Source organism: Pseudoalteromonas sp. SG43-6 (assembly GCF_014164365.1).
GTDB classification, from domain to species: Bacteria; Pseudomonadota; Gammaproteobacteria; order Enterobacterales; family Alteromonadaceae; genus Pseudoalteromonas; species Pseudoalteromonas rhizosphaerae.
The window spans coordinates 22,286-43,882 of the sequence record NZ_JACJEZ010000039.1 but is presented as its reverse complement, the minus strand read 5'-3'; the positions used below and the strand labels follow the sequence as shown (position 1 = coordinate 43,882).

The 21,597-nt window shown below is 39.7% G+C and carries 15 protein-coding genes; 6 read left to right on the top strand and 9 right to left on the bottom strand.

The features are described from left to right. Nucleotides 1-44: 44 nt before the first annotated feature. The 4 genes from H5201_RS15965 to H5201_RS15950 all read right to left on the bottom strand — a co-directional run bounded on the left by H5201_RS15965 (nucleotide 45) and on the right by H5201_RS15950 (nucleotide 5,670). Nucleotides 45-1,403 (bottom strand): GGDEF domain-containing protein, encoded by a 1,359-nt coding sequence (locus H5201_RS15965; protein ID WP_182739215.1) that lies wholly within the window; start codon nucleotides 1,401-1,403, stop codon nucleotides 45-47. A gap of 296 nt (nucleotides 1,404-1,699) precedes the next feature. After that, a complete protein-coding gene (locus H5201_RS15960) occupies nucleotides 1,700-3,649 on the bottom strand; it encodes a methyl-accepting chemotaxis protein (protein ID WP_182785071.1) in 1,950 nt (649 codons plus the stop codon). 586 nt (nucleotides 3,650-4,235) lie between these two features. Next, the gene (locus H5201_RS15955; RefSeq protein ID WP_182718885.1) at nucleotides 4,236-4,832 is read right to left on the bottom strand and encodes a LysE family translocator; all 597 of its coding nucleotides are present in this window, start codon (nucleotides 4,830-4,832) and stop codon (nucleotides 4,236-4,238) included. Between the two features lie 16 nt (nucleotides 4,833-4,848). Next, complete coding sequence (locus H5201_RS15950; RefSeq protein ID WP_182739217.1) at nucleotides 4,849-5,670, bottom strand: AraC family transcriptional regulator; 822 nt, start codon at nucleotides 5,668-5,670, stop codon at nucleotides 4,849-4,851. A gap of 461 nt (nucleotides 5,671-6,131) precedes the next feature. Between H5201_RS15950 and H5201_RS15945 the strand changes: the two genes are divergently transcribed. After that, on the top strand, nucleotides 6,132-6,539 hold the full coding sequence (locus H5201_RS15945; protein WP_182718887.1) for a hypothetical protein: 408 nt from the start codon (nucleotides 6,132-6,134) through the stop codon (nucleotides 6,537-6,539). A gap of 75 nt (nucleotides 6,540-6,614) precedes the next feature. Here H5201_RS15945 and H5201_RS15940 read toward each other — a convergent pair whose 3' ends face one another. Next, nucleotides 6,615-7,784: an MFS transporter gene (locus tag H5201_RS15940; RefSeq protein ID WP_149980981.1), complete on the bottom strand. Its 1,170-nt coding sequence runs from the start codon at nucleotides 7,782-7,784 to the stop codon at nucleotides 6,615-6,617. 301 nt (nucleotides 7,785-8,085) lie between these two features. Here H5201_RS15940 and H5201_RS15935 point away from each other — a divergent pair, with 301 nt between their 5' ends. From H5201_RS15935 to H5201_RS15925, 3 genes are all read left to right on the top strand, one after another. Further along, nucleotides 8,086-9,030 (top strand): Gfo/Idh/MocA family protein, encoded by a 945-nt coding sequence (locus H5201_RS15935; protein ID WP_182718888.1) that lies wholly within the window; start codon nucleotides 8,086-8,088, stop codon nucleotides 9,028-9,030. A 20-nt stretch (nucleotides 9,031-9,050) separates the two neighbouring features. Continuing rightward, nucleotides 9,051-9,560, top strand: a complete 510-nt coding sequence (locus H5201_RS15930; RefSeq protein ID WP_182785070.1) for a M23 family metallopeptidase — start codon at nucleotides 9,051-9,053, stop codon at nucleotides 9,558-9,560. Between the two features lie 86 nt (nucleotides 9,561-9,646). Then, a complete protein-coding gene (locus tag H5201_RS15925) occupies nucleotides 9,647-12,568 on the top strand; it encodes a UvrD-helicase domain-containing protein (protein ID WP_182785069.1) in 2,922 nt (973 codons plus the stop codon). 45 nt (nucleotides 12,569-12,613) lie between these two features. On the opposite strand, the gene H5201_RS15920 is transcribed toward H5201_RS15925, so the two are convergent. Continuing rightward, nucleotides 12,614-13,561 (bottom strand): sodium-dependent bicarbonate transport family permease, encoded by a 948-nt coding sequence (locus tag H5201_RS15920; RefSeq protein WP_182718891.1) that lies wholly within the window; start codon nucleotides 13,559-13,561, stop codon nucleotides 12,614-12,616. 130 nt (nucleotides 13,562-13,691) lie between these two features. Between H5201_RS15920 and H5201_RS15915 the strand changes: the two genes are divergently transcribed. Beyond that, a complete protein-coding gene (locus H5201_RS15915) occupies nucleotides 13,692-14,657 on the top strand; it encodes a LysR family transcriptional regulator (RefSeq protein ID WP_182785068.1) in 966 nt (321 codons plus the stop codon). Nucleotides 14,658-14,695: 38 nt separating this feature from the next. On the opposite strand, the gene H5201_RS15910 is transcribed toward H5201_RS15915, so the two are convergent. Genes H5201_RS15910 through H5201_RS15900 form a run of 3 tightly spaced genes read right to left on the bottom strand, consistent with a single transcriptional unit; the run spans nucleotide 14,696 to nucleotide 18,654 of the window. Further along, on the bottom strand, nucleotides 14,696-15,697 hold the full coding sequence (locus tag H5201_RS15910) for a LacI family DNA-binding transcriptional regulator (protein ID WP_145233053.1): 1,002 nt from the start codon (nucleotides 15,695-15,697) through the stop codon (nucleotides 14,696-14,698). 58 nt (nucleotides 15,698-15,755) lie between these two features. Then, nucleotides 15,756-17,282: an MFS transporter gene (locus H5201_RS15905; RefSeq protein ID WP_182785067.1), complete on the bottom strand. Its 1,527-nt coding sequence runs from the start codon at nucleotides 17,280-17,282 to the stop codon at nucleotides 15,756-15,758. A gap of 43 nt (nucleotides 17,283-17,325) precedes the next feature. Beyond that, complete coding sequence (locus H5201_RS15900; RefSeq protein WP_182785066.1) at nucleotides 17,326-18,654, bottom strand: GH1 family beta-glucosidase; 1,329 nt, start codon at nucleotides 18,652-18,654, stop codon at nucleotides 17,326-17,328. A gap of 321 nt (nucleotides 18,655-18,975) precedes the next feature. Between H5201_RS15900 and H5201_RS15895 the strand changes: the two genes are divergently transcribed. Continuing rightward, on the top strand, nucleotides 18,976-21,552 hold the full coding sequence (locus H5201_RS15895; RefSeq protein WP_182785065.1) for an exo 1,3/1,4-beta-D-glucan glucohydrolase: 2,577 nt from the start codon (nucleotides 18,976-18,978) through the stop codon (nucleotides 21,550-21,552). Nucleotides 21,553-21,597: the final 45 nt, after the last annotated feature.

Here is a 21,597-nt window from a genome sequence, read left to right as displayed (position 1 = left end):
CCTAAATATATAAATTTGCTCTGAACTAATACAGCCAATACAAGTTAAGCGACTACGATACAATTACGACCTTGTGCTTTTGCCTCATAGAGTGCTTTATCTGCGCGATTAAAAATAACTGAACTCGAGTCATCTGCCTGATAACATGTTACCCCAAAGCTTGCGGTCACTTTAGGTAAGCTCACTTCATCTAATTCGCTAATATACACTCGTAATCGCTCTGCAAGTTGATGGGCTTGTTGCTTATCTTGTGTGGGGGAAATAATTGCAAACTCTTCGCCACCGATACGAAACAGCATATCCATGGTGCGTATTTGTGGCTGTAATTGTGTCGCAAGATGTTTTAATAACTTATCACCTATTTGATGGCCAAATTGGTCGTTAACTTGTTTAAAGTGATCAATATCCAATATTATTAAAGCAAATAGATATTCGCTTCGTGCTGCCATATTGATCTGGTTTTCTATTTGTTCTTCCCACTTGTGTCGGTTAAATACACCGGTTAAACGATCTTGGGTTGCTAATATTATTAATTGTTTTTCAATTTCCTCACGGCTAGTCATTTCCTGATTCAAACGTGATATAACAATTTTTATATCGTGTTCTAATGCTGCAAGCTCATCTTTAGTTTTGATCTTTTTTTGAAGTTCCAAAGGTAACTCATGGTGTTCAACAGAAGAGTTTAATGTTTCGATATTAGATTGGATGCGTTGAATACGACGTAAAATAATTTGAATAATAAAGGTCGTTAACAGCAAGCCGAGAATGATGGCGCATATACCAAGTAAGCTGCTGACAAATAGAAAGTCTTTTTCGTGCTGATCTGTGTAATACGCATCATCAGAGGTTAATTTATTTAATTGCGCTATTATTTGCTTTTCTGCACTTTCTAGCTCAGTTGCCATTGTTTCGACTTGCAACCGCGCTTGCTCAGTAAGTTGATTTTGTTGGTAAACATTTTCTAAATAGTTTTCGAACTCGTCACTTTTTTGCGTATAGTTTTCAATTGTGGTGGCCACTTTTTGATGTGCTTCAGGCTGTAATATGACTTCTTTTAATGCTAATGAGTGATTAATCATTGCTACCGCTTTATCGAGCAATTGTTTTATTTTTTGTTTTTCAAAAGCAAATTGTTGATGTGGGTTGAGCGGCTTATCATCAATTTTGTTTTTTAGTTGAAATTGCTCAAATTGCAGGTGTTGTTCAAGCTCTATGAATTCCACTTGTTGCATTAACTGACTTAACGGAATATCCAGAAAAGCCACTACGCGCATTTCACGCTCTATTTGATTTACTTTATAGGCCGAAAAAACAATAACACAAAACAAAAACGTTAATAAAAAAACAAATAATCCACCAATTTTTTGCTTTATTGACGCATTGTACCAGTTGAATACCGACATAAAGTTCCTCACTGCTTAATAGTCCCTCAAGTATAGTTTAAAAAGCGCGTAATCTAGCTTATTCAGTATGACCACAGCAAGCATTAATTATTCTGATCTGTTGATGATAAATCTATCTCTGGCTGGAGAGTAAAACGAATATTGATTTTTAATCAACATGTTATTAAATATTTAAACCAAAGCTCAAGCTAACTATATATTTGGTAAAGGGTTATGGAGCTCTACAAGTCATTTTGGCTGGCACTGTAACTGTGCGGTAATTAATCTTCACCAGACAGTTACATATAAAAATGACATTAAACAGTAAATTTAACGATCAATTGATTTAATTGCGTTGCTAAACGGGCGATATCCTCACTCGAACTCTTAGTTTGACTTGCTGCAACTGAGTTTTCTTGAGAAATAGTTTTCACATTCACGATATTTTGATTAATGCTTTCGGCGACAGAGCTTTGTTGCTCTGCGGCGCTGGCTATTTGTATATTCATGTCGTTTATGATTGAAATACTATTTGTAATTGACTCAAGTGCTGCACTGGCTTTTTCAGATTGAGTAACACATACTAAGGCATTTTCTTTACCTATACCCATTGTTGCCACTGTGCTATTTGTGCCAGTTTGTAGTTGTTTGATTATATTATGTATTTCACCCGTTGAATTTTGCGTTCTAGATGCTAGTGAACGAACTTCATCGGCAACAACTGCAAAGCCTCTACCTTGCTCACCAGCTCTGGCAGCTTCAATAGCAGCATTTAAGGCTAATAAGTTAGTTTGCTCGGCAATCGCTTTGATCACATCTAATATCGTGCTAATGCTCTCAACAGATTGTTGCACACCGCTTAACTCGGACGATGAATCATTAATATTACTTGAAAGTTTATTTATTGAGGAAATAGTTTCTTTGACAACTTGGTAACCCAATACGGCTTCGTTACTTGCAGTATTTGCTGCATCGGCTGCTTGAGCTGCGTTATTAGCTACATCACGCACAGTTATGGTCATCTCATTCATAGCGGTTGCAACCATATCTGTTTCAGATTCTTGATTGCGGATCCCTTGCGAGGTTTGATCTGTTACCGCAGCAAGCTCTTGTGAAGCAGACTCAAGCTCTTTACTTGCATTTGTAATTGTAGAGATCATTGTTTTTAAATTATTTGCTGTATTGCTAATAGCATTAAGTAACAGGCCTGTTTCGTCGTTTGCAGTGTTTTGTATATTTATATTAAGTTGACCTTTTGCTAGCTGATTTGCAGCTGCTACTGCTTCATGAATTGGCTTGGTAATAATACGGGATAACATCATTGCAGCCGCAATACCGATAACGATAGCAAGCATCGATATTGATAATAAAAAATAGAAGCTATAACTAATCGCCTCTTTTAATTCAGTGCCAAGAGCGGTTTGCTTACTCAGCATTTCCAACTTAATGTCTTCAATTAGATTCGCGACTTTTGGGCCAATCATATCTAAGGTATTTTGTGAAATATCGTTCTGCTTAATTAACTGCTCATTAAGTTCTTTAAGGTGATTAATATATGAGTTATAGCTTTGCATCGCTTTTTTAAGAGATGCTCTTCTTTGCGGATTTTGTAGATTGCTATCGAGCGTGTCTAACTCGCCTTTTAGATCGTTGACTAAAAAGTTCATTGCAGCTTGGTAGTCTTTGTTGTTAACCGACCCAATAAACTTAAGTACAAAAATACGGCCAGTTAGCATTGAACTTAGTGCACTTGCGCCCTGATACGAAGAGGTCAGGCTGTTATCAGTAAACGCCGTGTCGGTAATTGAATCTAATTCACGGCGCACATCTTCACCGTATTGACTGAGGGCAGGTATACGTTTTTTTTGTATATCATCCATTAATACTACAACGCTCTCAAACGCCTGATTATATTCTTTTATCAACTGTAATATTTGGTCAATTACAGCATTCATTTTGGGGTCGCTGATATCGTTTTTACTATCTGTAGTAAATTGCATTGTGGCATTAAAGCGCTCTTTAAAGCTTTTTACTGACTCGGAATCCTTATTGCGCAGAAATTTAGAGGCTGACATTCGCATCATCAGCATATTGGCCTGAATTCTACCTGCTAGAGTAGTGACTTGCGTTATTTTTTGGTATTCACCTGTTTCTGAACTGGCTTTTTGTAATGCTGCCATGCTGATGCCAACGACGACTAACAACAAACAAAGTACAGTTGCAAAGCCAACACCTATTTTTTTCCCTAAGTTTAAATTTTTGAACATTGATAATCACACCTTCTAGTTGGGGTTAAGCATATTATATTCTTAACAGTGAAGACTGGGACGCTGTTAAGAACACAATATGAACCATTAATATAATTTGAACTGTGGATAATAAATCTATTTCCAGCAGCTATTTCCAGCAGCTATTTCCAGCGTTCGATTTATTTAATAATCAAATACTTATATCTTAAATTCGTTTTATTATCACTGGAAGTCTATGGATGGAAAGGTGAAATATAAGTTTATAAAATAAGAACAAACTGTTAGTTAAAATGTTAACCAGAGTTCAGGTTGATATAGAAAAACTAATTTCCTTTGTAGATTAGCAGAGGAGCTAAAGTAATCATATAGTATTATATTACATTTATATGGTTTTTAATAACCGTTATGCTTACTCTTAAAGGTGTAGTTGCAAGGTTGTAGTGTTAAAAATGTGAAATTATCAGAAAGTAATCTTCAAGATGTTATTTTTAACAGCTAGAATTCAGTGGTGCGTTCATCAAAAGGTTTAGATTAAGCAGGTAGAGATTCAAGCAGGATAGTTAACTGTTTACTTCACTCATACTGAGTGAAGTAATAATCATAATTACTGTACTAATACGTGTGTGAGGGCTATATCAATGGCAACCACGACCAGCAAAACAGCCATGACTAAGTTAATTATTTTAAAGTATTTTGAGTTTGTCATATGTTTACCAATAGCATGGCCAGCTAATGAGTAACTCGCAGGAGCGCCAAACGCTAGTAATGCGAGGATACATGACCAAACGATGACTGCCATGCCTGATATATCCGCTGCTGGAAATTGAATGGTGGTGATGGGTAATGTCGCAGCCAGTGCTTTGGGATTAAGTAGCTGCATCCATAAGCCGTTACTAAATGACAGCGATTTTGTAGTGGTTTTTTGATTGTTAAAATTGACCTGTGTTTTAGCAATTCTAACCGCGATATATAGTATATATAAACAACCTGCAAAGCTTAAAACTGGTAATATTTTCGCCGGGATCAACTCTATACCCACATAGCCTAGTAATATAAATAAGATTAGCATCGCGGTGGCTACACCTGAGAAAAAGCCTAAATGTGCCGTGGTTTTATTATTGATGCCACTTTGTAAACCGAGCAGATTGATGGGTCCAGGGGTGTACATTATACCTATTGCATAAGCGAATATTTCTAACATTTTGATCCCTTATTGTTTAGAGCGAAAGTTGTAATTGGTATTGTTTAGGAGTTAAACCATAAATACGCTTGAAATGGCGATTTAAATGGCTGTTATCGGCAAAGCCCGAATCTAATGCGACCTGAGATGCTCGTGCGCCTGATTCGATATATTTTCGGGCCATATTTATCCGACAGTTCACCACATATTGATAAGGCGTTAGGCCAAACTGCTTATTAAACAGCCTAATGAAATGATATTTCGACATAGTAGCGACACCAGCGATATCATCAATTGAGATGTCATGACCTAAGTTCGCCATAATGTAGTCTTTTGCTTTAAGTAATAAAGTGTCTTTTCTTGAACTGAGCCCCAGCGGCTCTATGGCGCAGCCTGTCTGTTTGATGATTGAATGAGCAATATTAAACAGCGTGTTTTCGGTATCAATGGTTGTGTAATTGTTACCACTGATAAGTTGTTTGAGCGCTAAAATCTGCTGTGCTAATTGTGGGTCTGCCAGCAAAGGTGTAGCGACTCTTGGCGTTGCATGTTTGGTGTAACCCAATGCTTTAAACATTGGTTCAAATTCATTTGGGTGTACATAGAGCATAACGTATTCAAGATGTTCTGTTAAACCTGAGTGACCATCGTGAACGTCTTCTGGGTTAAATACTATTACTCCGCCAGTTGGACTTTTGTAAAAGGCTCTTTGACTAAAAAAATCTTGCCGACCTTTTAAGGTAACACCCAGTGAGTACTCTTCATGGGCATGTTTTGAGTAGCTAAAGTCGGTCATCTTCGCATCAAGCAAAGTAAACTGGTTTAATGTTTTATCGTTGATGTACTGAAATTGATTCATTTGCTTCGCACTCTTCGCTAATCACCTATTGCTTGAGTATAAGCAGATTGAAATATAAAAACTTGAACAAAATTGCGCGATTTAGCTATTCAAGCAGCTATAGTATATCTATTAAAAATATGGGCATTCTTGCTGATCAAATAGCTCACTAATTGCGTTAAAGTAAATTCATGGAGGCAAAAGGTAGAGCAATGCAAGAGCAATTGCAGAGAACAACTATACGTCATAATTTTTGCCCTGTTATTGAGTTATTTTCGTGAAGCTATAAGGTCAATAATTTAATGCAATTAATATTAACAGAGCGAGGAAGCTGTTTTATTAGACTAAAGTCTATAAGTTAATTTTCTTCACCTATTAGGTTTATTTTTATCGTTTGTTGAAATTGAGCTAACACTCTAAAGTTCAATTGTAGGCACCAGATACGACACGATTTAGGCAAATAATCAAATAGGAATATAATCATGAAACGTACACTTATCAAAACTATTGCTCTTAGCTCACTATTAACATGTTCAGCTGTTGCTCTGGCTGATCAAAGTGATTACAAATTAATGGTTATTGAGACAGCAACAGCGCCACAGCCAGTTGAACAATCATTTAATAATTGCGCACTAAACGTTAAATCAAAAAATTACGCGCAAGCAGAAACTATTTGTACTAAAGCGATTGCGTTGCTAAAACAAAGCGAAGGCCCAAAAATGAAATTACGTGAATTAACATCGTTTGCATTAAGTAATCGCGGTGTATCACGTATGATGGCTAAAAATGATACCGCTGGTCTTTCAGATTTATATGAAGCTGCACAAATGGCTGATAGCGCGATGGTATCGCATAACCTTACTCGTGCTAAAGAATACCTATCGTTATAAATTAGGCCTTATTACTTGAATTAAAGCCCCATACTGTTAACTCAGCATGGGGTTTTTGCGTTATTAGGCTATGGCTTATCCTGCCACAGGGGTATTGTCAGTGGAGATGCCTTTAAGGCTTTTGATCAGCATATAAATACAGGTGGTGAATAAACAACCGCCTAAATACAACATAATGCCGTTAGCTGAAGCAAATAAGTTGGCAGCAAGCAAAGGCCCAAAGACCGAGCCAAAGCTGTAACTCAGTAACATAATTTCCGTTGCTGAGACTATTTTTTCGATTGGCAATGCGTCACAGGCTAAGGTGATGGCAATGGGGTAGAGTGCAAAACTTGCAGCCCCTAAAATAAAGTAACTGGCCATCAATACGTTGAAGTGTACAGCTTGCATAATACCAACTACACCCATCGCGCCAAATAAACAAAATAATGCCATTAATAAGCTTTTTGCCATTCGTGTTGATAAATAACTCACCAACGGCTGTACTAACATACCGCCTAAAATAATCACCGCCATCAAGGTGCCAGTAAAAGCGGCCTGCTCACTTTGGGCAGCGATATATACTGGCATTAAACCGTATATTGGGCCAAGTACTAATCCTGATACCAAACAGCCTAAAATTGCTGGGCGACTGAGCTTTTTTAACTCAGTTAATTGTAGCTTTTGCGAGTGCTGACTTTGCGGTTGCCCTGATTTAATCAGCAGCGGTGCTAACATCGCTAAAAATAATAGAGCAATAACAAACAAATAGGGGAGTGGGCCACTGGTGCCAAGCGGATCGATAGCTAGTTGGCCAACGGCGCTGCCACCGTACAGGGATGTCATATACAGGCCTAATCGTTTAGCTCGTGCTTTGGCAGTGTCAGTCATTAGTAACCAAGATTCAACCACCACAAATACCCCAGCTACGGCGATACCAGCTACAAAGCGGGCTAAAAGCCACACGTTGGCATTAGGTAAAATAAGCTGTGCTGCAACACTGAAAATTAATAACCCCAGAAATGCCAGAAAAGCATGACGGTGGCCTACTCTTGCAACAATACGCTCAATAAAAAAAGCACCAATTAATAAGCCAAGATAAAAGACACTAGCTAACCAAGAGGCAAGTTCATTATCAAGCCCAAAGGCGCTCAATGATAAAGGAATTAGACTCATTAAAAAGCCTGAGGCAATAGCAAAAAAAGACAAACCAATAACAGGTGCAAGTGGGTTATTTGGTTTATGACCGGCAGCGAGCTCAACCATTAAAGAATCCGATTTAAAGGGCATAAATAATTGCGTTGGAGTGTTTTAATAGCTGGCAATTATTTTTGGTTGGTTAATTTTGCGGCGAATTTAATCCGATTTTGAACACAAGTAAAGTTATATTTGAATATTTACTCAACATTTTATTTAGAACACTTAGTTAGGTAAATAAACCGGTTATTTACGTCATTTTGGTATCATTTTTTTAGCGAAATTGTTTAAAATTTGTAGTTGTTTTATCAATCTAAATAATAACTTGGTATGCTGTGTTTTTATTTTTCATCAAGAGGCAGTAGTAAAAATGAACCAGCTAACAATCGCTTTAGTCGGGCTTGGGGATATAGCACAAAAAGCATATTTACCTATTGCCACGCAACATGCACAGATCGATCCTATTTTTTGTACACGAAACCTGACAACATTAACGCAGTTAGCGAAGCAGTATCGGGTTCAAAAGTGCTTTACAGATTACCAAGCGGTACTGGCGTGTAAGCCCGATGGGGTGATGATCCACACTAATACTGAGTCTCATTTTACGTTTGCGAAGCAGGCACTTGAACAAAAAATCGCTACGTTTGTGGATAAGCCATTAGCGTATAGTTTTAGTGAGGTAAGTGAACTTATTGCGTTAGCAACTAAACATAACACGCCATTATTTTTAGGTTTTAATCGTCGCTTTTTACCAATTATGGCCGATATTGCAAAGCCACAAATACGCCATCTTAAATGGCAAAAAAACCGCTTAAATTTACCAGCACAGCCGCGCACTTTTATTTTTGATGACTTCATCCATGTGGTTGATAGTTTATGCCATTTTGCAAATGTAGAGCGTTTTGATCAACTTAACCAGTTACAGGTGTTTTCACAGCTAGATCCACAAGGCTTATTGGCAGCAATACATGTTAGTTTTGAGTTTCAGGGGCGGTTATTTCAAGGCGCTATGGATAGATTAAGTGGCTGTAATGAAGAAGTGGTTGAAATAACCGGTTTGAATGAAAAGTGGCGGTTTGAATCGCTAACCAATATGACCTCTATGGTCAATGGAATACAGCAGAGCGCGATGCAAAATGATTGGCAAGCAACACTATATAAACGGGGCTTTGAGTCAATGCTAGAGGCATGGCTAACGGCGGTTACAACGCAGCAGGTAGACCAATTACAGCTTAAAAAAGATAGTTTAACACATGAGTTGTGTGAGTGGCTGGTTGCACACGTATCAAACAATAATGAACTATTTCACTGTTAAACTATTTCAAGGAAGCTGTAATGAAAGTGATGAAGTACATGGGACTAACGTTCTTTACAGTCCTTGTTATTGGGCTGCTCATACCTGAAAAAATAGTGATCCCAGTCAAAGGTGCAACAGCAAATGATTGGCATCATAATACCTTTTGGTATGGCCCTTGGGGTAAATCAGGTGTACACAAAGGGATAGATATTTTTGGCAAAAAACACACGGCAGTGGTTGCTTCGGTAAGTGGTGTGGTGCTGTATTCAGGTGAGCTAAAGCGCGGTGGTAAAGTGGTGGCATTACTTGGGCCTAAGTGGCGACTGCATTACTTTGCCCACTTAGAAAGTTATTCGGTAAGTGCAGGAGACTATGTTGCAGTCAGTGAGCTGATTGGTAGCTTAGGAGACACGGGGAATGCGGCAGGTAAACAACCTCACGTACATTACTCTATTTTATCGCTACTGCCGTACCCATGGTTAATGACCGCGCAAAGCCAAGGCTGGAAGAAAATGTTCTTTTTAAATCCAGATGAAAAACTACGCTAAAATAATTGCCGTTATTTTCACACTTATCCAGCTGATTAACTTAAAATACCGGTAATTCACTCTTTTTATTTAGGAATTCAGCAGTAATGAATTCTATTGCAGTTAGCCTGTTTGGCAGGATGTTTTCTAATAAAGCCATGTTGGCGTTTGATCACCATATGTTGACTATTCTCCAAGGTAACTCAACTAGACAAATAAGTTGGAGTGATTTGGAGGCACCGCCGTCGTTTGCTTTCGGCTTGTTTGGTCAAACGATTTCTTTTGTTACGGCACAACAAAATCATACATTTTCGCTGCTGGCATATGGTGCTCACCGTAAATTTAAAACTGAATTTGAACGCTATTGGGTGAACGCTAATGAAGCTAAGCTTGACACTTTTCTTAATAAAATAACAAAACTGGTCAAGCAGCGATATTTACGCCAGTCTTATGTTAGTCGTATTCAGCGGTTGGCACAGCAAGAGCATGATCGTTGGTTGCCGTGGATAAAAATCAGCCCCGCATTTGTTTTAGTGGATAAAAAAATAAACGTATTAGAGCAATATGCAAACTGGGATGCTGCACTTACCCAGTATCTACAACAAAAATACGTTACTAAGCAACTTAACCTACACCACGCTTTTTTTGACCGTGTTGAAGCAAATCCATTAACACTAGGTCAAAGACGTGCTTGTGTGATTGATGACGATAATAACTTGTTATTGGCTGGCGCAGGCACCGGTAAAACCAGTGTTATGATTGGCAGGGCTGGGTTTTTAGTGCAAAGTCAGCAGGCAAGTTACAGTGATATTTTATTGCTGGCCTATGGTCGCAAAGCTGCTGATGAAATGGATCAACGGATCGAAAATAAGCTCGCCACCGATAAAATAAAAGCCGCTACTTTTCATAGTGTCGGACTGGCGATTATCTCACAAGTTGAACGTGCTAAACCGACTATGAGTGTATTTGCAGAAGACGAAAAAGCGAAAGCAAAATGGGTGCAGCAGTGCTTTGAATCATTGATTGAAAACAGTGCCGAGTATCGTCATCTGGTTTTAGATTATTTTAGTAAATACTATTATGTTGAAAAAAATGAATTTGATTTTAAAACATTGGGTGACTATTACAGCTACTTAAATGATAACGATATCCGTAGCCTAAAAGGCGACAAGGTAAAAAGCTTTGGTGAGTTATATATAGCTAATTGGCTGTTTTATCACGGCATAGATTATCAATACGAAGCGCCTTATAAAGTTGACGTAAAAACCATTGAACGCAGACAGTACAAGCCTGATTTTTATTTACCTGAGTACGATATTTACATTGAATATTACGGCATCGATGACGCTGGCAATACTGCGCCTTACATTGATAAAGCGCAATACCATAGCGAAATTGATTGGAAAAATACCACTCATGCCAGTAATAACACTCACTGTATAGCTTTGACTTATGGGCAACATAAACAAGGTAAGCTGTTAAACGAACTTGAACAAGCGCTTTTAAGTGCGAGCGTGAAAACACAGATATTGCCCTTAGAATCACTGCTCGAAAGCTTAAAAGAAACTGGCAGGATCACCGTATTAGCTGCGTTATTTAGTCAATTGCTGAGTTTATATAAGGCGGCTTATTTAACTGATGCTGATGAAGTTGATGTCATTAAACGCTCCCTTGACGCCAAACAAACAACCCAAGCGTTGGCGCTATTAAAACCAATTTTATCTAACTACAACGCTCACTTGCAGCAGCGCGGTGAAATTGACTTTGATGATATGATTATCAAGGCAATCGAGTATGTTGAGTCGGGCAAGTTTAAATCGCCTTGGCGTTATATTATGGTTGATGAATTTCAAGATATATCACAGCCAAGAGCACGATTGGTTAAAGCACTTCGCGATAGCAACAAAGGTAGTTCAGTATTTGCAGTGGGTGACGATTGGCAAGCAATTTACCGATTCAGCGGCGCTGATATTAAGTTGACCACTGAGTTTGCAACGTATTTTGGCTTTACTACGCAAACGGCGCTGGATCTTACGTTTCGTTTTAATAATAAAATTGGTGAAGTTGCCTCAGCATTTATTAGAAAAAATCCCGCGCAGCTTGATAAAACGATTACTTCTTTAACTCAGGTTTCACATCCTAGTGTGTCGTTATTAAGGCGCAGTAGTAATGCGTCTATTGGTTATAAAAATAGTTATTACAGTGACATTCCTGAACTATTAAATGGTGCGATTGATGACATACTCTGCACAATACACAGCAAGGCATGTAAACCCACAACCGTGTATTTTTTAGCGCGATTTTGGTTTCAGCTACCAACAAATACGGATATTAAAACCATGAGTGTTAAATATCCGTTGTTAAAAATTCAGTCGCAGTCTTTTCACGCCTCAAAAGGTAAAGAAGCCGATCATGTTATTATTATCGGATTACAAAAGGGTAAACATGGTTTTCCATCTGAAAAAGTTGCGCCCGCAATTATCGAAGCTTTATTACCAGCGCCAGAAAACTTCGCTTACGCACAAGAGCGACGGTTATTTTACGTTGCACTAACGCGCGCAAAACACCGCGCCTACATCATTGCTGATATGACCAATAGCAGTTGTTTTGTCTCGGAGTTAATTGCTGAACATGACATAGAACTGGATGAATTTACTAGTGATGTTGATCAATTACATATCGCAGATATAAACTGTATGCGCTGTGATAGCGGGGTATTAAAAAAACACAATGGTCGTTTTGGGCCATTCTACGGCTGTTCGTTATTTCCACGTTGTGAGCATAAAGAAAAATCGTGCGAGCAGTGCCAAAGCCCAATGACTCGCAGTCGCTATACAGGGTTTAAATTATGTATAAATACAGCCTGTAACCATCTAGTGCCAACGTGTGATAAATGCGGTGCTGAAATGGTATTACGCAATAGCGCAAAAGGGCAGTTTTGGGGATGCAAAAATTATAAAGGTAATGATCCACTTAGCTGTAAAAATGGCAAAGACAGTAAGTCAATTCAATGGCCCGAGCTTGCTTAACCTATAGACAGATAAGGGCTAAATAGCCCTTATCTATTGTTTAATTTATTGCATCGCAACAGCAAGTTGATGATACAAACCGATACCGATAAGTACGTTAAATGGGAAAGTGATGCCTAGTGAACTGAGCATAGCCAGACCTATATCGGCTTTGGGGATTGCGGCTTTTATAGCGGCAGGCGCTGCAATATAAGATGCGCTGGCCACTAAACTCCCCAAGATAACGATTGAGCCTAACTCAAGCGCTAATAAAGTGCCGACACTGACTCCAATCGCGCCTAATATTAATGGACTGATTATAGCAAATAGTGTCAGTTTCCAGTGATGCCAAGGTATAGGGCGTAATGTTTGCGCTGCCGTTAAACCCATTTCGAGTAAAAATAATGCAAGCACGACTTTAAAACTATTGGTTAATAATCCAGTTACTTGGCTGCCTTGCTGTGTGCCATACATCATACCAATAACAACACCGCCTACGAGGAGAATAACGCTCTTATTGGTTAAGGTTTCATGCCAGAGTGCTTTAAGCGATAAGGTATTATCGGCACTATGTTGTTTATCAAGTCGTCGATAAATTAACAGCCCTACGATAATCGCGGGAAGCTCTAGCATCACTAAATACAGGGTTACTTCAGCACCTACTGCTAGCTGCGCCGATTCAGCATAAGCGAGGGCGACTGCAAATGTCCCCGCGCTTACGGAGCCATAATGGGCGGCGATACTTGCGCTGTTCGCTACCGAAAGTTTTATGACATATTTTAAAATAGGGTAGAGCATTAAAGGTATAAATGCGCCAAGCAGCATCACCGAGCCCATTTCTGGCAATAATTGCCAACTAAGATTGCCGTGTAATACCATGCCGCCTTTTAAGCCTATGGTCAGCATCAGCAGCAAACTTAAGGTCTCGTAAGTTGCTTTTGGAATAACGAGATCAGAGCGTAAAATCCCCGCGACTAAACCCAAAACAAAAAACATTACAACAATATCTGGCACACCTTTCTCCTATTAATTTAAAGTCGCGCTATTGTAGATAAAATCATGCATTGTAAATAATAAAATGATTGATAGTTAGTTATAGGTTATTATCTATGGGCTGATTAATACCAGAGGGGATGTGATAGCGATGGATTTAAGACATATTTCTTTTCGGCTGCTTGAAGTGTTTATGAGTGTAGTAAAAACCGGCTCGATCAGTGAAACCGCACGGCGTTTACACTTAACTCAGCCAACGGTGTCGCTGCAAATTAAACGTTTACAAGAGGCTGTAGATGAGCCGCTGGTGATTATGCAGCAACAAAAACTGCATGTCACAGAAGCCGGGCATGAGTTATTTAGGACTTGCCAACGAGTGTTTGGCCACTTTGATGATTACAACGATTTTTTAGCTGAACTCAAAGGGGGCGAGCGCGGGCGATGTAAAATCGCCATGGTGAATACCGCACAATATATTTTGCCAAAATTACTCGGGCCCTATAGTAATCTGCATCCTCACGTTGAGTTGCCTCTTGAGATTGGCAATAGAGCAGAGGTGTTAGCGCGCTTTGAACGCGGTGAAGATGATATTTATGTATTTAGCCATCCACCGTCACTTGAACATGCAAAGGCGGCACGGTTTTTAAAAAACCCGCTTGAGTTTATTGTGCCTACTGATCATCCATTAGCTAATCAACAACACGTTGAACTTTCTGAGCTAGTGAAATACCGCTTTTTATTAAGGGAGCCTGGCTCTGCAACCCGGATGTTATTTGAGAGCGAACTGCAAAGACGCGGTTTAGTACTGAGCAACAGCGTGCAAATGGCAAGTAATGAGGCTATTCGCGTTGCAGTATCATCAGGAATGGGAATTGGTGTGCTGTCTCGCCATGTGTTGCCAATAGGAGATCATGGCTTCAAAGTATTAACTGTAAGTGATGCAAGCTTAGCAAGTCATTGGTACTTTGTGATCCGCACTGATCGGCATATTGCTCATGCTGCGCGTAGTTTTTTAACATTTGCCCAAGACCACCTTGAACAATACTTAGATGGTCGATGGGTACGTAATGAATTGCATGGGCTGAATCTAAGTTTAGCTGATCAGCAAATTCGTTAGTTGAAAATTCAACCTAGTGAACGAATGATTTTACCGCATTAATTAATATCTGGCGTGGAGTCTCTTAAAACGAGAGTCGGCTGGAATACACGATTAATTGTAATGCCAGGGCGTTTGTAAATGTCTTTAAGTACAAGGTTAGCCGCCATTCTGCCCATCTCTGGGACTGGGTTATCTATAGTTGTTAGAGTTGGGTAAAGGTAATTGGTGAAAATCACGTTATCGTAGCCCATAATGGCGAGATCTTTCGGTAAATTAAAACCGTGTTCTCTGGCGAACTTCATCGCACCTGAGGCCATTTCATCATTGGCACAGACAATTGCGCTAAATTGCGCTTTATTTTCAATAAAATGTTTTAAGCCATCATTGCCGCCGGTTTCTTTAAAGTCGCCAATGTAAAAAAGGCTTTCATCAAAGGCTATATTGTATTCAGCAAGCGCTTTTTTATGTCCTACTAGTCGGTCTGACGCATCAACTTTAAATTGTGGACCCGCAATATAAGCAATATTTTTGTGACCTTTATTGATCATCGTTTTAGTGGCAAGATAACCGCCCAGAACGTTATCAAGACTAATACAGTTGTCTTTAATTTCCTCAACATAACGGCTCATTAAATAAATGGGGATTTTTCCCTTACTAAGTTCAATTAAATATTCGTCCGATACTATTTCCACATGGGCAATTATGGCATCACAGTTACGACTGATTAAAAATTCAAAGCCATTTTTCTCTTTGTCTTCGTCACTGTGCCCTGCGGTAATAATAACATGCTTACCTGCGGCACGAAGTTGCTGCTCTATCGCCGACATCATTTGGCCAAAGAACGGGCCGTCTAGTTCAGAGACTAAAACACCAACACTACTGGTACGACTCGATGCTAAAGAACGGGCAATAGAACTGGGTTGATAGCCAAGTTGCTGCATTGCTTCGAGCACTTTTTTCTTGGTTTTTTTACTTACATAATCATTGTCGTTCAGAACCCTTGATACCGTAGAGAGAGAGACACCTGCAAGTTCTGATACTTGATAAATTGTAGCCATTAATTTCCTAGCGTTATTATTCGCACTTTATAAAAACGTATTGATAATGAAATATAATTTACACATTACTGCGTCTAAAAGCCAAGTCTTCCGTGATTTTCTGCGTCATTGCGGGTGTCAACGGATAGATAAGCATCAAGGCGGCACCTAAAAAAGCAAATGCTGCGGGGATCCAACTCATTAATAGTTGCATGCCAGGTAATGATTGCGTAATGGTTGCTTCGTTCATGCCGTTATAGCCATAGCCTGCCAATACCACTAATACTAATGCCCCAGCGAAACCGCCGCCAGTTTTTTGCACAAACGTCCCTGCTGAATAAATTAAGCCCGTGGCGCGGCGTTTGTTTTTCCACTCAGAATAATCGGCAGCATCCCCTAACATGCTAAAAAACAGGGTAGGCATCATGGCAGCAAAAAACTCAGCTGCACAACCAAAAGTAAATATGGCAACAATGTTGTCAGCAGGCACCCAATAAAATGCTGTGGTTAATAAGCCACTTAATATTAAAGAGATGATAAATAAATTACGTTTGCCTATTAGTTCGGCAAGTTTACCAGTGGCAAGAGCGCCGAAGATAGACACCACTAATAACGCAACGAAGTATTGGCCTGCCATCAGTTCGCTGCCAACCTGATATTTAAAGTAATAAGCAATTACACCATACTTTATACCGTTGAACATCATGGTCAAAAAGCCCATGCCTAATAAAATTAACCAAGGCTTGTTGGTGAGCAAATCAACCATATCACGTTGAGTTCCGGTGAGATTTTGATGATCTTTGTTGAGTAATTTTTTTATCACAACAGTCATCATAGTCATGATAAATGCAAAAAATAGCCCACTGTAGATTTCGCGATAATAAAAGAACAAGGTAGTTGCCAATAATGGCAGAATAATAAAGGGTAAGTTTTTAGTTAAATCTTTGAGCTCTGATTTTAAATTACCACTGGTTGTTTTGTGGGGGATTACCCGCTCTTTGGTGCTAACAAAAGTGATCACCATCAAAACAATTAGTAATGCTGCAAATAAGTACATGGTTAACTGATAACCTTTGGCGTTATCGCCATCGCCAAAATAAGCAACCAGTTCAGGTAAAAAGCCCATCACTAATAAACCGCCTGCAAAGGCTCCGGCAAAGCGAAAACTCGATAGTTTCGTGCGCTCGGTATCGTCTGGACTCATTACTCCCATTAATGCAGAGTAAGGCACGTTACTCACCGTATAAGCTAACGTTAAGCCTATGTAGGTAACGTAGGCGTAAATTAACTTGTTGGTGTCATTGAAATCAGGTGTGGTGAAACACAACACCATGAACAGTCCTAAAAAAGGAGCAGACCATAAAATCCACGGTCTGAATTTACCAAACCGAGTGGTGGTTCTGTCTGCAATCATTCCCATAATGATATCGGTTACACCATCGGATAACCTAACCACCAAAAATAACATAGCTGCGGCCGCAGCCGATATGCCAAATGTGTCAGTGTAAAATACTGCTAGGTAGGCAAGTGCACCTCGCCAAACTAAGTTGGCTCCGGCATCACCCATCGCATAACCGATTTTTTCGTATAAAGGAATTTTGTTCACTGTGTGTTTCTTATTGTTGTTTTTAAAGGAGCACTAGCTAAGTTTACCGGCTAGTAATTAAACTACTATACGCAAGGCCACTGGCTTTTACAGTACGTTGTTGAGTTTGATAATCAACATAAACGATACCAAATCGCTTTGAATAGCCTTCAGCCCATTCAAAGTTATCCATTAAGCTCCATGCAAAGTAGCCATGGATCACCACACCTTGTTCAGCTGCGTTATGCAATGCGTTTAAGTGTTGCTGATAGTAAGCTATGCGATCTGAATCGTTAACTTTACCATCTATCATCTTGTCGGCCATTGCTGCGCCATTTTCAGTAATATAAATCGGTGGTAGGGTGTATTTCTCATTTAACGATACTAATAATTCAGTAAGTGCTTGCGGGTAAATTTCCCAACCAATATCAGTTAATAGGCCTTGATGTGGGCGCTCGTCATAAAAATCATCAGCGCTTGCTTGGTAATGTAAACGCGTATAAAAATTAACGCCAAGGTAATCTAATGGCTGCGCAATAATTTCCATATCACCGGGGTGAATATCTGGACGCTGCTCTGCTGGAAGTTGCTCAATAATATCTGGGTATTTGCCAGTCATTACAGGGCGCATATACCAATGGTTAATATAATCATCAGCAAAGGCTGTGGCTTTAAGATCTGCGTCACTTTGTGTTACCGGGTAACAGGGAGTAAAGTTGAGTACGATACCATTAAGTGTCTGTGGGCTATTTTTAGCCAGCACTTGCATCGCTAAACCATGACCTAGTAATAAGTGATGGGCGGCTTTTCGGCCAAATTCCCGACCGACAATACCTGGGGCATGCACACCAATTTCATAGCCTAAATAAGAGCTGCAAAAAGGTTCATTTAAGGTTGAATATGAATAAACACGATCACCAAACGCTTTGCTAATAAGATCTGTGTAGTGAGCAAATTCATAGGCGGTATTACGATTTAACCAGCCGCCTTGATCTTCTAAATACTGCGGTAGATCCCAGTGATATAAAGTGACAAATACCTTGATGTTGCGGCGTTTAAGTTCATCTAGAAGATCAGTATAAAATTTCACACCTAATGGATTTAAACTACCATCTTGATGCATTACGCGCGGCCAAGAAATTGATAAACGATAGGCATCAACGCCCAGAGAATCTATTAACTCAATATCTTGAGGCCAACGAGTGTAGTGTTCACAGGCGATTAGACCATTTGAGTTATCGGCAATTTTATCGTCTTGAGCACAAAAGGTGTCCCAAATACATGGCAGACGATCTGCTGCACCACCTTCAATTTGAAATGAAGCAGTTGCTACGCCAAAAGTGAAGTCTTTGCTCAGTAGCGGCGAGTGTTTAGGTAAAGATAATTGTTTCATTAATAGAAAACCTCTGCTTTCTTTTTATAGTCCGTGATGCTGTTATTTTTAGCTTTTAAAGCTAACATATCTGAAAGCGCTTCCATATTTAATTTGATTAATGCCAATAGATGGTATTTAATGACTTTAAGGAAGCGCTTCCACATTTAGGTTAGTGACTATTTCTTAACAGGTCAACAGTTAAATTTTAATTTCAATGATGACAAAAAATAGTTCTACCGTTGCTTAGATGAATAAACCGCTTGGTCTCGCTTTTGTAATACAGCAGGTACTTAGAGTCTTTTAAGCAGCAATGAGTTGATAATAGATAGGTATATAAAAATGAAAACACACTTACACACAGCTAAGTTACCTACACTAAGTTTGTTAGCTGGATTAGTTACTCTGGCTGGTTGTTCAGCAAGCGAAAGTAAAGATACGTCTCAAAATAATAGAGCTGTTGAACAAATGCAGCAGCAACAATCGCTAGCTATTTGGCCAAAGCTGAATAATGTGGTTCGAGCTGATCCGCAAATTGAGTCTAAGATTGTTCAGTACTTGCAGACGATGACATTAGAGCAAAAAGTTGCGCAGATGATTCAACCTGAGATCCGCGATATAACGACTGATGATATGCGTAAATATGGTTTTGGCTCGTATTTAAATGGCGGAGGCTCATTTCCGAACGCGAATAAACATGCCACACCACAAGATTGGATTGCACTTGCTGAACAGATGTATCAAGCATCGGTTGATGATTCTCTTGATGGCATCGATATTCCTACCATGTGGGGCACCGATGCTGTACATGGTCATAATAACGTGATTGGTGCAACGTTATTTCCACATAACATTGGCTTAGGCGCAGCAAATAATCCCGCTTTAATAGAAAAAATAGCCGCTGCGACTGCAATCGAAGTGATGGTTACTGGTATTGATTGGGTATTTGCGCCGACTGTTGCTGTTGTACGTGATGACCGCTGGGGTCGAACTTATGAAGGGTATTCTGAAGATCCAGAGATTGTCCGCCGGTACTCAGTTGCCATTGTTAACGGCTTGCAAGGCCATGCAGATGGTGATTTTTTAAGTAATAAGCGGGTGATTAGCACAGTTAAACACTTTTTAGGTGATGGCGGTACCGTCGATGGTGACGATCAAGGTAACAATATCGATTCAGAGCAAGCCTTGTTTGATACTCATGCTCAAGGCTACATTGGTGGTTTGTCGGCTGGTAGTCAATCTGTTATGGCGTCGTTTAATAGCTGGCATGGTAAGAAAAATCATGGCAATAAATACCTGCTTACCGATGTACTGAAAACGAAAATGGGCTTTGATGGCTTTGTTGTTGGTGATTGGAATGGCCACGGACAAGTTGTAGGTTGTAGTAACGAAAGCTGCCCACAGGCTGTAAACGCGGGGCTTGATATTTTTATGGTTCCTACGGGGGCGTGGAAACCACTTTATGAAAATACGATAGCGCAAGTGAAAGCCGGTGAAATTGCCATGAGCCGAATTGACGATGCTGTTGCGCGTATTTTAAGAGTCAAACTAAGAGCGGGTTTATTTGATAAACCGAGCCCTGCAAAACGTCAGTTCTCAGGTAAAACGCAGTTAATTGGCGCGCAAGCGCACCGCGATATTGCGCGACAAGCTGTGCGTGGATCACTGGTGTTATTAAAAAACAACAACAATACTTTGCCGATAGCGGTTAATTCACGAGTATTAATTGCCGGAGATGGCGCAGATAATATTGCTAAGCAAGCGGGGGGCTGGAGTATTACTTGGCAAGGCACCAATAACGAAAATACCGATTTCCCTGGTGCTACGTCAATCTTTGCGGGTTTAAAAGCGCAGATCACGGCCGCAGGTGGAGAGGCCATTTTAAGTCCTGATGGACACTTTACACAAAAACCTGATGTGGCGATTGTGGTGTTTGGAGAAGAACCTTATGCAGAAGGCCACGGTGACAGGGATAATCTTGAGTTTGAGCGTAATAATAAAAAGTCGTTAGCGTTATTAAAACAGCTTAAATCAAAAGGCGTGCCGGTCGTATCGGTATTCATTTCAGGTCGACCAATGTGGGTTAACGCTGAGTTAAATGCCTCTGATGCGTTTGTCGCCGCATGGCTACCGGGTACAGAAGGACAAGGTGTGGCCGATGTATTATTAACTGACGCAGGAGGTGATATTCAGCATGACTTTACTGGTAAATTGTCGTTTTCATGGCCAAAATCACCACTGCAAACCGCAGTAAATAGAGATGATGTAGACTATTCGCCACTATTTCCTTATGGCTTTGGTTTAACCTATACAGATAAAAATACCCTGGCAGATAATTTAAATGAAGACTCAGGTGTTGATATAGCTAGTTTGCCTAATATGGCTATTTTTAATGGCGTGCTGACTGATCCATGGCGATTGTTTTTAAAGTCAGCACAGCAGCAAGTTCAAGTAGCTAGCAATAGCGTTGAATTAGCAGGTATTAGTTATCGTACTGAAGATAAAAATATTCAAGAAGATGCAATGGCATTTGTATTTACAGGTATAGGCCTTACTACAGCCGAAATCAATAGTAACTTCACTGAAGATAAAGTGGCTTATATCGAAGCAAACTCAGCGCTGAGTTTTGATTACAAGATAAATAGCGAATTTGCTGCTCCATTATTTGTTGCTATGAGTTGCGAGCATGGTTGTGGTGGACGTGTTGATATCAGCGCAGAACTCAAAAAGGCTACATTAAATAGATGGCAAACACTCAGCATAGACTTAACCTGCTTTACTGAGCAAGGCGTTGATTTTTCAAGAGTGATTAGCCCATTTTCATTACAGAGCACGGGTAACGGTTCGGTTTCTGTGGCGCATATCAACTTTGTGCCAGAGGGAGCAAAACAGGCAACAATTATCTGCCCAGATAGTTAACTTAGTCTTTGATTTTGTTTTGTTGTGCAAAGCCCTTTAAGTGAT

Excerpts from the sequence above, each read along its gene's own strand:
- H5201_RS15965 (WP_182739215.1), bottom strand. The coding sequence starts at position 1,403 with ATGTCGGTATTCAACTGGTACAATGCGTCAATAAAGCAAAAAATTGGT.
- H5201_RS15960 (WP_182785071.1), bottom strand. The coding sequence starts at position 3,649 with ATGTTCAAAAATTTAAACTTAGGGAAAAAAATAGGTGTTGGCTTTGCA.
- H5201_RS15955 (WP_182718885.1), bottom strand. The coding sequence starts at position 4,832 with ATGTTAGAAATATTCGCTTATGCAATAGGTATAATGTACACCCCTGGA.
- H5201_RS15950 (WP_182739217.1), bottom strand. The coding sequence starts at position 5,670 with ATGAATCAATTTCAGTACATCAACGATAAAACATTAAACCAGTTTACT.
- H5201_RS15945 (WP_182718887.1), top strand. The coding sequence starts at position 6,132 with ATGAAACGTACACTTATCAAAACTATTGCTCTTAGCTCACTATTAACA.
- H5201_RS15940 (WP_149980981.1), bottom strand. The coding sequence starts at position 7,784 with ATGGTTGAGCTCGCTGCCGGTCATAAACCAAATAACCCACTTGCACCT.
- H5201_RS15935 (WP_182718888.1), top strand. The coding sequence starts at position 8,086 with ATGAACCAGCTAACAATCGCTTTAGTCGGGCTTGGGGATATAGCACAA.
- H5201_RS15930 (WP_182785070.1), top strand. The coding sequence starts at position 9,051 with ATGAAAGTGATGAAGTACATGGGACTAACGTTCTTTACAGTCCTTGTT.
- H5201_RS15925 (WP_182785069.1), top strand. The coding sequence starts at position 9,647 with ATGAATTCTATTGCAGTTAGCCTGTTTGGCAGGATGTTTTCTAATAAA.
- H5201_RS15915 (WP_182785068.1), top strand. The coding sequence starts at position 13,692 with ATGGATTTAAGACATATTTCTTTTCGGCTGCTTGAAGTGTTTATGAGT.
- H5201_RS15910 (WP_145233053.1), bottom strand. The coding sequence starts at position 15,697 with ATGGCTACAATTTATCAAGTATCAGAACTTGCAGGTGTCTCTCTCTCT.
- H5201_RS15900 (WP_182785066.1), bottom strand. The coding sequence starts at position 18,654 with ATGAAACAATTATCTTTACCTAAACACTCGCCGCTACTGAGCAAAGAC.
- H5201_RS15895 (WP_182785065.1), top strand. The coding sequence starts at position 18,976 with ATGAAAACACACTTACACACAGCTAAGTTACCTACACTAAGTTTGTTA.